The 14075-nt window shown below is 36.7% G+C and carries 22 protein-coding genes; 11 read left to right on the top strand and 11 right to left on the bottom strand.

The genetic code is table 11. The features are described 5' to 3' along the window. Window positions 1-387 precede the first annotated feature (387 nt). The 5 genes from AC1W31_RS18605 to AC1W31_RS18585 all read left to right on the top strand — a co-directional run bounded on the left by AC1W31_RS18605 (window position 388) and on the right by AC1W31_RS18585 (window position 4514). Window positions 388-1152, top strand: a complete 765-nt coding sequence (locus tag AC1W31_RS18605) for a phage integrase SAM-like domain-containing protein (protein ID WP_481735995.1) — start codon at window positions 388-390, stop codon at window positions 1150-1152. Further along, window positions 1149-1400: a tyrosine-type recombinase/integrase gene (locus AC1W31_RS18600; RefSeq protein WP_481735994.1), complete on the top strand. Its 252-nt coding sequence runs from the start codon at window positions 1149-1151 to the stop codon at window positions 1398-1400. Before AC1W31_RS18605 ends, AC1W31_RS18600 begins: the two co-directional genes overlap by 4 nt. A gap of 464 nt (window positions 1401-1864) precedes the next feature. Beyond that, window positions 1865-3130, top strand: coding sequence for a hypothetical protein (locus AC1W31_RS18595; protein ID WP_481735993.1), 1266 nt, complete (start codon window positions 1865-1867; stop codon window positions 3128-3130). Between the two features lie 59 nt (window positions 3131-3189). Continuing rightward, window positions 3190-3918, top strand: a complete 729-nt coding sequence (locus tag AC1W31_RS18590; RefSeq protein WP_481735992.1) for a glycoside hydrolase family 25 protein — start codon at window positions 3190-3192, stop codon at window positions 3916-3918. A gap of 461 nt (window positions 3919-4379) precedes the next feature. Then, on the top strand, window positions 4380-4514 hold the full coding sequence (locus AC1W31_RS18585) for a hypothetical protein (protein WP_481735991.1): 135 nt from the start codon (window positions 4380-4382) through the stop codon (window positions 4512-4514). A 137-nt stretch (window positions 4515-4651) separates the two neighbouring features. On the opposite strand, the gene AC1W31_RS18580 is transcribed toward AC1W31_RS18585, so the two are convergent. After that, window positions 4652-5377 (bottom strand): superoxide dismutase, encoded by a 726-nt coding sequence (locus tag AC1W31_RS18580; protein WP_481735990.1) that lies wholly within the window; start codon window positions 5375-5377, stop codon window positions 4652-4654. A gap of 405 nt (window positions 5378-5782) precedes the next feature. Further along, window positions 5783-6181: a hypothetical protein gene (locus AC1W31_RS18575; protein ID WP_481735989.1), complete on the bottom strand. Its 399-nt coding sequence runs from the start codon at window positions 6179-6181 to the stop codon at window positions 5783-5785. A 30-nt stretch (window positions 6182-6211) separates the two neighbouring features. Here AC1W31_RS18575 and AC1W31_RS18570 point away from each other — a divergent pair, with 30 nt between their 5' ends. The 5 genes from AC1W31_RS18570 (at window position 6212) to AC1W31_RS18550 (ending at window position 9437) form a co-directional block, all read left to right on the top strand. Further along, entirely contained in the window at window positions 6212-6745 is a 534-nt protein-coding gene (locus AC1W31_RS18570) for a thermonuclease family protein (protein ID WP_481735988.1), read from the top strand. Between the two features lie 124 nt (window positions 6746-6869). Next, window positions 6870-7601 (top strand): hypothetical protein, encoded by a 732-nt coding sequence (locus tag AC1W31_RS18565; RefSeq protein ID WP_481735987.1) that lies wholly within the window; start codon window positions 6870-6872, stop codon window positions 7599-7601. Window positions 7602-7701: 100 nt separating this feature from the next. After that, window positions 7702-8007, top strand: a complete 306-nt coding sequence (locus AC1W31_RS18560) for a hypothetical protein (protein ID WP_481735986.1) — start codon at window positions 7702-7704, stop codon at window positions 8005-8007. Between the two features lie 36 nt (window positions 8008-8043). After that, window positions 8044-8343 carry a hypothetical protein gene (locus AC1W31_RS18555; protein WP_481735985.1) on the top strand — a complete coding sequence of 100 codons (300 nt, stop codon included), beginning with the start codon at window positions 8044-8046 and terminating at the stop codon, window positions 8341-8343. Between the two features lie 59 nt (window positions 8344-8402). After that, window positions 8403-9437, top strand: coding sequence for a hypothetical protein (locus AC1W31_RS18550; RefSeq protein ID WP_481735984.1), 1035 nt, complete (start codon window positions 8403-8405; stop codon window positions 9435-9437). A 110-nt stretch (window positions 9438-9547) separates the two neighbouring features. Here AC1W31_RS18550 and AC1W31_RS18545 read toward each other — a convergent pair whose 3' ends face one another. The 9 genes from AC1W31_RS18545 to AC1W31_RS18505 all read right to left on the bottom strand — a co-directional run bounded on the left by AC1W31_RS18545 (window position 9548) and on the right by AC1W31_RS18505 (window position 13410). Beyond that, window positions 9548-9826 (bottom strand): hypothetical protein, encoded by a 279-nt coding sequence (locus tag AC1W31_RS18545; protein WP_481735983.1) that lies wholly within the window; start codon window positions 9824-9826, stop codon window positions 9548-9550. Window positions 9827-9902: 76 nt separating this feature from the next. Continuing rightward, complete coding sequence (locus AC1W31_RS18540) at window positions 9903-10199, bottom strand: hypothetical protein (RefSeq protein WP_481735982.1); 297 nt, start codon at window positions 10197-10199, stop codon at window positions 9903-9905. A gap of 4 nt (window positions 10200-10203) precedes the next feature. Continuing rightward, window positions 10204-10833, bottom strand: a complete 630-nt coding sequence (locus tag AC1W31_RS18535) for a PD-(D/E)XK nuclease-like domain-containing protein (protein ID WP_481735981.1) — start codon at window positions 10831-10833, stop codon at window positions 10204-10206. 381 nt (window positions 10834-11214) lie between these two features. Next, window positions 11215-11490, bottom strand: a complete 276-nt coding sequence (locus AC1W31_RS18530) for a hypothetical protein (protein ID WP_481735980.1) — start codon at window positions 11488-11490, stop codon at window positions 11215-11217. Then, window positions 11487-11660, bottom strand: a complete 174-nt coding sequence (locus AC1W31_RS18525) for a hypothetical protein (protein WP_481735979.1) — start codon at window positions 11658-11660, stop codon at window positions 11487-11489. The genes AC1W31_RS18530 and AC1W31_RS18525 overlap by 4 nt, the downstream gene beginning before the upstream one ends. A gap of 63 nt (window positions 11661-11723) precedes the next feature. Continuing rightward, entirely contained in the window at window positions 11724-12356 is a 633-nt protein-coding gene (locus AC1W31_RS18520; protein ID WP_481735978.1) for a hypothetical protein, read from the bottom strand. An 86-nt stretch (window positions 12357-12442) separates the two neighbouring features. Further along, a complete protein-coding gene (locus AC1W31_RS18515) occupies window positions 12443-12961 on the bottom strand; it encodes an antirestriction protein ArdA (RefSeq protein WP_481735977.1) in 519 nt (172 codons plus the stop codon). Window positions 12962-12988: 27 nt separating this feature from the next. After that, window positions 12989-13168, bottom strand: coding sequence for a hypothetical protein (locus AC1W31_RS18510; protein WP_481735976.1), 180 nt, complete (start codon window positions 13166-13168; stop codon window positions 12989-12991). Further along, window positions 13168-13410, bottom strand: a complete 243-nt coding sequence (locus AC1W31_RS18505; protein ID WP_481735975.1) for a hypothetical protein — start codon at window positions 13408-13410, stop codon at window positions 13168-13170. The genes AC1W31_RS18510 and AC1W31_RS18505 overlap by 1 nt, the downstream gene beginning before the upstream one ends. A 216-nt stretch (window positions 13411-13626) precedes the next feature. On the opposite strand from AC1W31_RS18505, the gene AC1W31_RS18500 reads away from it, so the two are divergent. Beyond that, window positions 13627-13998 carry a DUF2493 domain-containing protein gene (locus tag AC1W31_RS18500; RefSeq protein WP_481735974.1) on the top strand — a complete coding sequence of 124 codons (372 nt, stop codon included), beginning with the start codon at window positions 13627-13629 and terminating at the stop codon, window positions 13996-13998. Window positions 13999-14075: the final 77 nt, after the last annotated feature.

Here is a 14075-nt window from a genome sequence, read left to right as displayed (position 1 = left end):
ACAATTATACAATTCACTTAGAATTACAAAACGCACAAATAAGCTTTATTTGTGCGTTTTTGCTTTAAAATCCCCCTTTCTTCTTATCTTTATAATACATATTCAGACTGATATAATACACTTTTTACCGCACCAATTACCGCACCCATGAATATAAAGTTTCAATTGATTGAATCTAAGCAAGATTCTAACGGTTTATGTCCCGTTTTCCTTCGGTATTTCTACGCTGGGAGTGATTTACGTTATTTTACTGGTGAGAAGTGCAAACTTACTGACTGAGACGGCGACAAAATGAAATTCAGGCGTTCACATGAAGGACGGCAACATGCTAATGAGCGTCTTTCTTAACTCCGCTCCGATTTATAGAGTGCAGCACATCACTTCAAACTGCAAAGAATTATTCCAACTCCTCAGCAACTTAAAGACTGCATCGCTCCACAATCAGTTAAAAAAGAAATTGTTATTAGTTTATCACTGATTGATGTTTACGATGATTTTTATAAGCATAGCGAAACCGAAGGCAAGAAGTTGAGTACGTTGAAATCGTTGAAAACTACTCGCAATCATCTGGCCCAATTTTGTGCTACTAACCCTACACTCGTCAATAATTTTACAGATGGTGTCTATAATGCATTTATTGCTTGGATGGTCTCTAATTTCGAGTATCAGCCTAATTCTTTGGGATTGCACACCAAAAATTTAAATACATTTTTTCATTGGTGCGAAAAAGTTAGAAGGATTCAACTTTCACACGAACATGCTCAAATGAAAGTAACCAAATTGCAGATTGATAAAATCTTTCTCACTCATGAAGAAATAGAATCAATCCGTGAAGTTGAATTACCTGAACACTTGGACAGAATTCGAGATACCTTTTTGTTTGCTTGTTACACCGGCTTGCGACACTCTGACCTATTCCGATTATCAAAATCTAATATTGTAGAATATAAAGGCAATACTTTAATTTCATTCGTTCCTCAAAAAACTGATTCGTTCTACTCAAAATCCAGAAAGAAAATCGAAATTGTATTGATACCCGAAGCCGTTGAAATTATTGAGAAATATAAAGAGACTCATTATAAGGCTTTGCCAGTAATTAGCAATCAGAAAATGAATGAAGCGTTGAAAATCATTGGAGAAAAGCAGGCATAGATGATAAAATAGAGGTTTTTACGTACAAGAATAATCAATCTGTCAGTGAAGAGATTGAGAAATATAAGCTCATTACCTGCCATTCTGCCCGTCACACCTTCGCAACGCAATCTTTGAGCCGTGGGGTACCCATTGAGGTTGTTCAGCAATTAATGGGGCATTCTGATATAAAAACGACACAGATTTATGCTAAGTTAGTGGACGAGTATAAGCACCAGACTCTACTTAATGCGTGGAAAAGGGTGTGATATTGTTTTTTCTATCATCTATTAGCGCTACTGTATTTTACTTTGGCAGAACTCATTAATCTCCGTAGTCAAGTGACTAAAACTGTTTCGAGTCAGTAAATTATTTCTAAACAGCTATGAATAGAATAATTCAGAACTTAATAGTTTACTTAAATAATTAAACATTTTGTATTTACAGTTCGCTCAGAGGGCTTTTTGAGAATTGTAACTCGGCAAGAGCCGAGCTAATGCTGGGAAATAGATAAGTATAATTTTTATAGGCGGTTGGTGTGTAAGCGTAGTGGTTATATTGGGAAGTCCTGAGAATGTGGTTCTTAGGACTTTTTTTGTGGTATTTGACCGAATAATAAGATTTTTGATGGATTTATTAACGATAAATTGTGAAACAGTAATCTTTAAATAAATTTTACACTGTTGAAATTAATGATTAATCACTCTTATAATTTTTAAAAATTCATATAGCCATGAAATCTTTTCTCGCAATCTTTATTTTATCAATTTTGTCATTCAATTCATTTTCACAAGTTAAGCTTAAGGCTTTTTTTGAGAGGAAAGTTGATACGCTTGTTTCTGATTCAAAGAAAGAATTGACACAAACTTTTAAGATAACAGTACCCAAACAAACTTTTATGGGAACTGTAACATTTTCGTTTGTTAAAAATGATTTCCAACCTGATGATGCCGAAATATTTTTGCCGAATAATAGAACTTTGGAATTTGACCCAAGTAAAGAAGTAAGCAAGGAATTTAGTATCAAATTTCCAAGAAACATGAAAAATGATAGGATGATTATCTTGGAATTAAAAGCTACGAAAGCGGATGGTAGTGTATTAACCTTAGAAGACGGTATTACAAAATATAGTATTTACATAAAGCCTTTTGTAGATGATAGTTTGAGTGATGAGAAAAAAAATGGTTATGAATTTTGGTTATTTACTGGTAGTAATCTTGATTTGTTAGATGGCCCTATTTTTAAAGATTTGTATTTTAAAGGAAGTGTATTAGTAAATGCATCTCCTAAAAACTCTAAAAATTGGTTTTATTTGACGTTTGGTAAAAATAGATATACTCAACAAAATGATTCATTAGTAAGAGTGCCATTTAGTAATGGCATTAAAAATTTTGATGGTGATTCCATTTCTATAACAAAGGGTTATTATAATGCTAAACGTACAATAGTTACGGATAATCTATTTGCAAGTATTGATTATTTAAGAAAGATAGACTATTTTTCTTCAGAAACTAAAAAATTGTTCTTTACGGGAGGCTTTTATTTCGGACTTCAAACTATTACAAAATCGTATCAAAATTCTAATATAGTATCGAAAACAAAGCAGGTAGTTTTTAAGAGAGATACTTCATTTCAACCTATGCTAACTCAGGAAGTTGTAAGACAGTTCAATTATAACTTAAGTTTAGGTTTCACTTATATTATTAGCACAAATGCTGTTAATATTAAAACCCAATTCTTATCAGGTATTAATAATTTCAATTACCCATATTCAACTATATCTACACTAACTAAGGAGTATAATTACTATGCTGTTGATAAAAATTTATTTGCACAAATAAAGTTAGAGGCCACGGTACTAAATCCTGGTATTTCTTTAGGCTTCGAGGCTTTCCTAAGACAGCAAAGTATTCCATTGTTTAATATATCTTTGACAAAAGTATTCGATTTAAAAAATTTAGGCTCGCTTTTTGGAAAAATATCAACCATAAAAATTTAGAGTTTGAAACAGACTAAAAATTTAACCTCAAGAATTAATCGCTTTTATTCAGAAAAAAGATGAAAGAAATATTATCAATAATTCTCAGTATCCTTTCAATTAATTTGTTATATGCACAGTCTTCCGAGTTCAATCAGCCTTGGACTGGTGAAAATTCTGTTATTGTAATTGATGCTTTTTCAGGAAATGATATTGATTGGAATAAAATGAAAACTGATAAAAAGGTAGTGGGTGTTATTCATCGAACTTCCAAGGGAATGGTAGCAGATACTAAGTATTTAGCAAGAAAAAATAAGGCTTTACTGGAAGGCTACCTTTTTGGTTCATATCATTTAGGACTTGCTGGTGATGCAGTAAAGCAGGCAGATTTCTATTTAAAAACGGTTGGAGATACTCAGAATGTACTTTTGTCGCTGGATTTGGAAATTATTGATACTGCTCATATGTCGCTGGCGAATGCTGAGGTTTTTGTAAATAGAATATTTGAGAGGACTGGCAGGTTTCCATTCATTTATTGTAATAGAGACGTGCTTTTACAAATTAATAGTAAGTATGATAGTTCAAGTGTTTTTGCAAAGTGTGGGTTGTGGTATGCGAGATTTAGGAAAGATATTCCAACATTTGATAGCAAGGTTTGGAAGACATACTCACTATGGCAGTTTAGTAGTGAGATAAATTGTACTAAAACTGGTACATGTTTGTATAATGTGCCTGGTACTGCTTTTGATATGGATGTGAATGTATTTAATGGAAATAGGGAGGCATTAAAGGCAGTTTGGACGAAGTGATTTTTCCAATTATTATTAACCAAAAATAATTTAAGATTTTGCTCAATCTTGCAAAGGTTTTGTTGAAAGATATAGGCAATAATATAGAAATTATTTCTTATACGACTTTACAGAAATGGGTTGGCTTCTTAGCTGTGGCTCATAGCCCGAACCAAAAGACTGAACTAAGCCTGCAGCTCAAGCCTTTGCATCTTGTTTGCTTAAATTGTCTCCTTTGTTTACATTGTAATTGCCAGAAGAACTAATATGCCAAACGTGTCATGCTCCACCTTTAACTTTTTTCATCTCCATTCTTGACATTTCAAGTCCAGAGAAATTAGACATTAAATTTTGCATTTATTCTTTGTTTAAATTATTTATTTCCGTGTCTGGTGTCCTCACCAGGCATTAAGAGAAATTAATTTAACTAACTGACTATAAGTTAGTTATGAAAAAATAGCTTGGAAAATAGCTGACGCAAATTGGCTGGTCTGGGCGACCCCGTTCAACAATCAGCCACGGGGACGGAGTGGTTCTACCAGTCAAGGATGGAACGAAAAGGGCTTGTGGAAGGTGGGGGATTTGAAACTCGTCCGCCCGAACGTCTGCCGATATAAATTACTGATACTGAGTTACTTGCAAATGTTCAAAAGGTTTCCGTCCGCCGAAACAAAAGTACAAAAGAATTCCTAATGTTCAATAACTTCCGTCAGCTCCCACTTGCCACAAGCCCATGTTATCTGCTGTGCTTCTTTCACTTCGTCAATTTTGTTGCATCGTTTAGTCGTTGGGCTACGTTGTCCCAATTGATGATGTTGAAAATTGCGTCCACAAAGTCGGCACGTTTGTTTTTGTATTTTAGATAATAAGAATGTTCCCAAACGTCAATAACCAACAAAGGAATACAACCCCATTGTGTTAATTTTTCGTGGTTTTCACATTGTAATATTGTCAAACTGTCGCTGTAAGGTTGATATGCTAAAATTCCCCAACCGTTACCGTCCACATTTTTAGAAGTTTCGCCAATAAGTGCTTTTAGTCTGTCAAACGAGCCAAAGTTTTTATCTATTCGTTTTAAAAGTTCGCCTGTTGGTTGGTTTTGCTTGTTGGTTAAGTTTGTCCAAAAAATGGAATGTAAAATATGTGAAGATGAATGAAAAGAAAGTTTTTTTGTCCAAAAGTCCACCGTTTCAAGGTTATTGTCGTCCAATGCCTTTTTAATCATAGAAAGGTCTTTGTTTGCTCCTTTTACTGCTCCACCGTGATGAAAAGTGTAGTGCAAATGCAAAGTTTCAGTGTCCATATAGGGCTCTAAAAAGTTCTCTGAATAGGGCAAAGGTTGATGAACAAAGTTACCGTTGGCATCCACTAATTTGTCAATGTTATTGCTGGTCAAATTTTGGGCAAACGCATTGTTTGAGCCAATTATAGAAGTGACACCAACCAAAGCTCCTTTTGTTAAAAATTCTTTTCTGTCCATTTTTTTTGTATTATCGAATTTTCAAAATTCGGTTTTCAGTTTGTGTTTAAAAGGTCGTTCATAGCATAGGAGATAACGATCGAGTATTTGCGAAAGTTTTGTCGTACTTTTTGTATTTTTTGGTACTTTGCTAATTTTTCGTTGTACTATTCTTGTCGTACTTCTTGTATTGTTGATAAATTGAATAAAATAAATGTATTAAGATGCTGTTTATTTGAGCTTCATTAAGTACATAAAACACTCCATTTTTGATTTAAAATTCAAATTGTGATACAATTGTATTAATAATTCCCAAAAGGTAGGCATTAACCATTATTCTTACAAATGATTTTATTAATTGGTAATATTATAGCTTTCAAGCATAGAAAAGAGCGATGTACATTTAATAGTGCATCGCTCTTTTTTTTAGTCTCTGTTTTTGTGGCGTTCTTTTAGTTTCAATCTTCGGGTTTGCATTTCGTCTAATAATAATTGGCTGTTCCAACCTTCGTAGCGGGCTACTTGCTCGAAGGTGAGCCACTTCCCTCCTTCTATGCCGTAATGTTTCTTGATTTTTCTGAGTCTTCTTTGGGCGGTCTTGATGTCGCAGTCTCGCCATACTTGGATGTGGGAGGAGTTTACTAAGAAGGTAAATTTAAAGTCTCCCTCGGCGGTTTCTCTCTTTGGTTTTTCTGCTTCTTTTTTCTCGGATTCGTAGGCGTTTATAAAATCTTCAAAAAGTGATAATTGAATTTGGCTCATGATGGTCAAAAGGGCTGTATTACTGATGGTTACGAGTACTAAGTTAGATATTTGTAGCATCATTTACAAGTCAATATTATAATCAATATCTCGATGAAAAAGTTACTCACGCTCGCATTTCTTCTTACCTCGATTAATGCGTTTTCTCAGTCGATGCCATTGGTTACGGTTCGGTGTACCCGTGTTATTGATGGTGATACTTTTGAAATTATCTGGAATGGTGTAAAAACGAATTGCAGAATCTTGAATGTTGATGCACCCGAATTGAAGCAGGATTTTGGATTGCAAGCCCGTGATACCTTAGTCAAATATCTTGATAGAAAACTGGTAATTATCCAACAAATTCAAGGCACGAAGAAAACGGATTTGTACGGTCGTTTACTGGTAAATGTTTGGAGTCCATTACTTACTATTCGATTGGATATTTACTTGGTAGCTTCTGGTACAGTTTGGTACGATGATGTAAATGGGAGTTATCCACCGTCTACAATTGCTCAACGAAACGCACAAAATTTAAGAAACGGGTTGTTTGCTTGTGATGATTCAATTACCCCTGCACTTTTACCACGGCTATACAGAAAGATGCCAGCAAAACAAAAGCAACTTTACAGACAAGAATGTTGGTAGTGACTTGGACTTAGTGGGAATTACCTTGGATTTACCTTGGAATTGCCTTGGAATTACTACGGATTTAAGCCGGTAGGCATAATCATAAAAATTACTTTGTAAAACTTTAAAACTTTCGCTAAAAATGGCAAGACAAACGGGTATTCTCGGCATTCAAGGAACTGTCGGGGGCTTAACTTTCGGGGCAAATGGCAACATTTCTCAGGCCCAAAAACCACGGGCAATTACGGCAGTGCGTACGTTGGAAAACAATTCGGAATTTGGTAATGCGGCATCCGCTGGAAAAACGGCTCGTGATTCATTCCGTCAGGTTGTGGCCAACATTTCTGACAAAATGATGACCTCACGGATGACCAAAAAGATGCGTGAAATTGTTTCTACTGATGCGGTGAATGATCGTGGTCAGCGTGGGGTAATTGATGCGGAAATTGAATTATTGAACGGCTTTGAATTTAATGAAAAAGCCATTCTTTCAACAATTGCGTTCATGGGCTTCATGCCTATCATCATGCGTGCCTTGGGTACTCACTCAATTTCGGTGGATGCTTTCAATGCTGCTCGTGATGTGTCGGCTCCAACGGGTACAACTCATTTGAAGTTAGTGGGGTCTGCTTCTTCCATTGATTTTGAAGCGAAGGATTCGGACGGGGTCACGGTAACAAGTGCCTTGATTCCTTACTCGAATGAGGTAGTGGCCGCACAAACGTTGGCGTTGCCACTTCCTGCGGCCAGTACGCATCCAATCGTAGTCGTGTTTGGGGTAGAATTCTACCAAGAAGTAAACGGCAAACAATACCTTTTGGGTAACGGTGCTTACACCACTTCAAAGGTTGTGGCGGTTGATGGTGGTATTTAATACCTGACATCAGGGTAATGTTCAGAAAAAATGGTGGCTTGTTTTATGACTTGTCGCCATTTTTTTTAATCAAAAATTCACCATCTAAATTTTAAAGTTCATGGCATTAACATCCTTAGAAATCAAGGCTAAGCGAATAGCCTCCAAGCAAAAGCAGATTGCTACAAAGTTGTCACAGATAGCAAACATAGACGATAAACGAACTTTCAAACAAACGCTTTTGACAGGTTATGTTACGTATTTAAACACTCATTCAGATTTGACACCCTATCAAATTGCATTTATGAACAAGAAAATTAATTCGGCCAATGCACTGACATCAAAATATGATGCTGCTATTGACCGATACGAAGCAAAGCGAATGGTATATGCTCAACAATTAGCGGTTTTGATGGGGCCATTCTAAAATCAATTATTTTTCACATTTAAATCCTTACAAATCATGGCATTAACGCCCGCAGAAATTAAGGCTAAAAAGATAGCCTCGAAACAGAAACAAATAGCGACTAAGTTGGCTCAGATTGCAAAAACGCAAGAGAGACGAACGGCAAAACAGGCTCAACAGTCAGCCTACGCAACGGCTTTACTTACTGAAACTGATGCAAAGAAAATGGCATCGCTCACCAAGAAAAACAATGCGGCAACCGCAATGATATTAAAATACAATGCGACGATTGACCGATATGAAGCAAAGCGACTTGAATATGCCCAGCAATTAGCTGTTTTGATTGGGCCACAATAAAATACAATTTTCAATAAATGCCACGTCATAAACTACGTGGCATTTTTAACACCAATACAATGACACGATTACAAATATTACAAAATGAGTTATCGAGGTTGAATACTGAGGTATTGACTGATACTGGCTTTATTTTGAGAAACAAACTAAGTCGGATTACGCTGATTACGGCCGTGTTGGCACGTGAACTTTTGGGAAATGGGTCTTCGGGTGGTGGCGCTCCTGTTGATGCGACCTTGTTAAATGCCAAATTTGACAAGAGTAATGTCTTGGGTGTTCAATGGCTTACTAATCATGAACTCACTCCCGAACAATTAAGCGGAAAAGTTTTTGATGCATTGGTTGTCAAGGGGTTATGTGATGCCAACAATGCGGCGATTAATCAGAAAATGGATGCTTCGGTACTTGCTATAGGTTTAGAACAATTGGCCGAAGAACCCACGGAAGATTTGGTTGATGGTCGTCGTTATTTCAATACGATTGCCCAGAAAGTTTTTAGCTGTCGTGAGACTGAAATGGGTTCTGGGGTTTTTGTTTGGTATCAGGCGGCTGATGCTGTTTATCTTACTGATCGGGGGTATTCAGATATCTTCAATCCTCCGTCATTGGATTTTGTCATTAATGAAGTTCAGTTTATGGGGTTCATCAATGATGTATTTAATCCACTTCGTTTTTTTACCAACCGATTTGCACAATTATCGGGAGGATTTAAACAATTATCGGGTACATACGCCTTTCCTGTTGGGGTTGGTACGTACCCTTTTGATATTGATTTACCACAGAAATTTATTGCGACTACTCGTTCAACCATTGCCATTACATTTTCTGGTGATGCAGGTACTCAGGTTACGTTTACGTTGGATGCTGGAGATATGCTTTTGCCTCTTACTGACAATATTGGAAAGGTTGTAGATTATGTTAAAGTTCCGGCAAAATACACGAGAGGCACGTTTCAAATGCCGTCAATGACTACCGCACAGATTAACGCTATTACGAATCCAGTGGTTGGGATGGAGGTTTTTAATACAACTTTGAACGTGAAGGTATTTCGGGATGCTACCTCATGGCAACGGGTAACATCGGTTGCTATGTAGATCAAAAACCCCCAAGGTCTTTCGATGTTGAGGGTTTTTTATGGCTTAAATTTATGCTCTGCAAATACAAATGATAATATCTTAACATTTTATGAATCTAAATCTATGCTCTACTTCAATTGATGAATTGTGTATCTAAATTTCACTTTGTCACCGTAGAAATCTTGGTTCTCAAAGATGCCTTCGTTATTTCTTACTGCTTTAATAAAAGACTGATACTGAAAAGATTTAAATATTTCATGGTCCCAGAAAAATGCTTTAAAGTGCAAAGCATAACATTTGGTCACATTGGTAAATATTTTTTCAATCTTCCACTCGTAGTCAGCGTAAATGTATTTTTCAACAATTATTACCCTTTGGCGTTTCTGTTTTTCCTTAAACTCTTCCATGCTTTTTTCGTGCATATTAAAATTACATGAATCGAAGTAACAATAATTAATGCAATTGTAAAAATTTTAAGGTTGTTTATAACGTTTTTCTTCGTTCTAAGACTGTCAAATTATGTTCAATAGCATCTAATGTGCCTTTGATGGCAAAAACAGTGTGTTCTCTCCGCAAAGCCTTTCTTTCGGCCTTTCTTAGCTTTTCGTTTGCTTTGTCTAATTTCTCTAATGCTAAATTCCTTTGAATCATCAGGTACATTTCGGTAACTTCAAGGTAGATAACTCCTTTCCATTTACCGCAATCTTGCTGAAATGAATAGGCTCTAATATTTTTCGGATAATTCGTTGCTAAGGTTAATCCTAAATCTATTTCATCCATGATTCTACGTGTTGGGTAAAGGTTGATTCCGTTGTTGCCAAACGGACAATAATTTTCGATACTTCTTTCTTCCTGACTCAATGAATGAGCTGTCCGCTTCCATGATAAACACGGTATCTTTCTTAGTTTTGGATAAGGCAATGAAGAAAAACCGTTTGGCTCCGATGCTGTCCATGTAAAAGGCTGCCTGTCGGTCGTAGCCGTATTCTTGGCAATGTTTGGCAAATTGTTCGATGCTACTGGCGGAAGTGGTTTTGATGTCGTAAACGGTGCGTCCTCGTAGGATAATATCCAGTTTTGATTTGAGGGGTAAACCCGTTACTGGACAGGTCCACAAAATGACTTCTTCCTTTTTGGAGAATCTGAGTAACCATTTCAGCCACGGCTCCGCCCAAAACGTTTTGGCTAAGACCTGGACTTTGGCAATGTCCAAGTTTTGGGGGAGTCGGTCGATGATTTGGGGTTCTAAAATCAGTTCGTGTACGGCGGTGCCGAAACTGAACGCTGTAAGCGGTTTCTCTCGCTCGGGACGGTTGAAAACAATATCTTCAAAGTCTCCTAAATCGCTGTTACTGATTCGGGGTAACGCTCGGTATTCGTCGTTGGTGATTTTTTTTATCTTGGGATTTTTCATGTGTTTTGAAATTCTTTTAAATTTTCTTCTACTTCTACTCTTAATTGCTGCCAATTTTTATGTACATTATTCTCTATGAGAAAATGCTTGAAAAATTTATTTGGTCTGTGTCGGAATGGCAATATACCGTTTCGCTTATGCTTACTTTTCTTGTCTTGATACAAGAAAAGTAACAAAAGAAAATCAAGAAATCCCAAACTCGCTACGCTCAAACAGTGGGATTTCGTAAAGAGCTTACAATCTGTTTCGTAAATTGTTAATTTTTAGATATTTATATATTTATACATCTTTTAAATTCCATTCCCCAATTCACTAAATCTCGGTTGGTGGCTTCTGGGAAGTCTTGCAAAAGTTCCTGCCAATGTTCGTGTAATGCTTTTTTCATAACATTGAATTTAAAACGTTGATAATTAATTCTTTTTTGTTTCGGTAAGTGATTGATTCTAAAGTTGCTACGTGAGTCAGCTTTGTGATCAATTCATCCAATTTTCTAAGATTCTTGATTCGGTTTTGGAAGACTAATTTCTTCGGTTCTGGCAATTGCTTGAATTGTTCGGGGGTGATGGTTGAAAAGCAATTTTCAAAGAGATAGCCTATGATTTCTTTGGCTTCATCCTCCAATTTATAAGCGAGTTCTTGGGTGTCGATGGCGGTCATAAGCGTAAATCGTAGATGGTTACTTCTTTGGTTTCTTTTACTTTTTTTGCTTCCTGCCCTACCGAATTAAATCCCTTGTACTCTTTTACCGTTCGTTCCCCTGTTTGGGTCTCTGACTGGCCGAAAACCTTGTTTTGCGTATTGTCGATGATGATTTTGATGAGTTTCATGTGAGTAGAGTTGAGGTGAAAAGTGAGGGGCGAACCCCTCACGGTTAAACTTATACGTTATGGTTAATTTAGCAATGGCTGAGCTTCTAAAACGGGCAAACAAGCGACTGGATAGCTGTTAGAACAAAGTCCAATTTCGGCCGTTTGAGTGATGGTGTCACGGCTGAAAATCTGGATATCTTCGCAAAGCTGGCGGTATTCTGCAACCTTGTTTTTATCGGCAATTTCAAACTCAAAATTTACCAAAAAGTATTTACCCTTATCGTTCTCTTTCTTCTCACCCGAAATTGAAAGCACTAAATCTGTAATTTCCAAATCATCGTAGAAAAGTGATTCGATTAACTTCTGTAAATTTCTTGCTGAACCGTTGTTGAACATGATGTAAGAAACTGCGTTTTTCTCGTCGATAAAGAAAACCTCACACCACAATTCACGCTTAAAATCTCCTGTGGCATCCGATTTACGGGCAAATAAAGAATCTTCCATAAAGCGGAACGCAATGGGCTGAATCTTGATTTTCTTTCCTAACGGAGCAACTCCACCTAAATTAAAATCCCCTGTACGTCCATCGAAACGGTAATTTTTGGGCGAACCTGGCAAATATTTGTACTTGCTGGTGATTTCGCCTTCTGGGTCGGTTACTTGGTACAATCTTACTAAATCGTTACTGTTTGCGGTTGCTGTTTTGTTGGACATGATACGTGTTTGTTTTGTACCTAACGTCTTGACTATAGAGACGTTAGGCGGTTGTGAAATATGAAAAAAATTGATTGAAATGCTGGTTAAATGTTGCGGAATACAAAACCGTTATCGTAGTGATAATCCGACATAAATAAATCACGGCTGAACTTTTCGTAATCAAAATAGTTGGCTACGGTGGCGGGAACATTGGAAAGATACCCGCAATCTTCCACGAGTTGATACGTAAAATCTTCCTCCGAATCATAAGCGCCTTGAAACGAATCTTCAAATACTGAAATATCATCGTTGCCAAATACTGAAATAAACGTTTCGTAGGCTACTAATTTATCCTCGTCAAAATCAGCGGTATTGGCTTGAAACGTAAAGAAATCGTCTGAAATAGAACTTTCAGAAATGTATTTATCATTGATTCCCTCCCAATCTTGAAACATGAACTCTGGATCTTCTTCGTCGGCGTGTAACTCTGCACACGCTTGTAAAAATTCGTCTTTATCAGCATATTCGGTAAGGTCTAACCATTGGCCGAAAAGGGAACCTTCGTTATATTTTTTGTAGGTGCCGACGTAAATAGATGGGGTTGTTTTTGTAGTCGTTGACATGGTACGTGATTGGTTGAAATTGAGAAATTATGAATAACGCCTAACGAAAGTATAGGCAAGATTAAGTAAATGACAGTTGATGGAATCAGAGGTAACACCCTTGTAAAAAACCTTAATTGCTTCGTTAATAAGTGTTTGTTTTTTCATGTCTGAATCCGCAACCATTGACTCCCAAAGGTTGAAAATTTGGTATTTTGATACTTCCATTAGATTACTTGTTTATTGCACAAGGCCTTAAATTGAGCCTGTGAGATGGGAGAAAAACCGTTAAATTTTGAGCCGTAATTTTTCATTACATTTTTTGAGAAACCACGAGTACAAGAAGAATAGGAGAAGTAAACGATAATATATTTATCGTCTGTAATGCGGACTGCATCAATGCGAGTGGTAAGGTTAGTAACCTGACTAATCTTTGCTAAATAGATTGGTTTAACTGCTTCCGTTGTCATGTTTGTAAGTGTTTTTACTTTCGTTGTTTCTACATAACAAAGATAGTACAATTATCTATAAAAACAATACATAAAATATGACAATATGACATAAAATAGTACAATTATACTGCATATATGGCACAAAAGACTATTTAAAGTACAATTTATTTAAATTTTGTATTGTTTATGTGCGTAAAAATGTGTAAATTGTACTATAATTAAAAAAAGAAGTACATGAAAACGGCTGTAATAGGAAGTAGAACATTTGATAACTACGAACAATTAAAAACAATACTTGATAACCTGGGCGACAAACCCACTGAAATAATAAGTGGGGGCGCAACTGGAGCCGATGCACTGGCCGAACGCTACGCCCAAGAAAACAACCTACCGCTAACAATCCACCTTGCAAACTGGAAAGCATACGGCAAAGCGGCTGGACCAATACGCAACCAGCAACTCATTGAAGACTGTGAGCAAGTGGTGGCCATGTGGGACGGGCTAAGCAAAGGAACTCAACACAGTATTAAAATTGCCCAAAAACTGAACCGACCGACAAAATTAGTGATCTACGCCCAAAGCCAGCAAACAAGCCTCTGGGGATGAAACCCCAAAACACCCGCCTACGATGCCCCAAAAACTGACACACGGAAACCAAAACCGTACAGGGCAACCAAACTCCC

It is taken from the genome of Arcicella sp. (assembly GCF_964672035.1).
The sequence above is the reverse complement of the archived record's forward strand: the minus strand, read 5'-3'. Positions and strand labels throughout refer to the sequence as shown.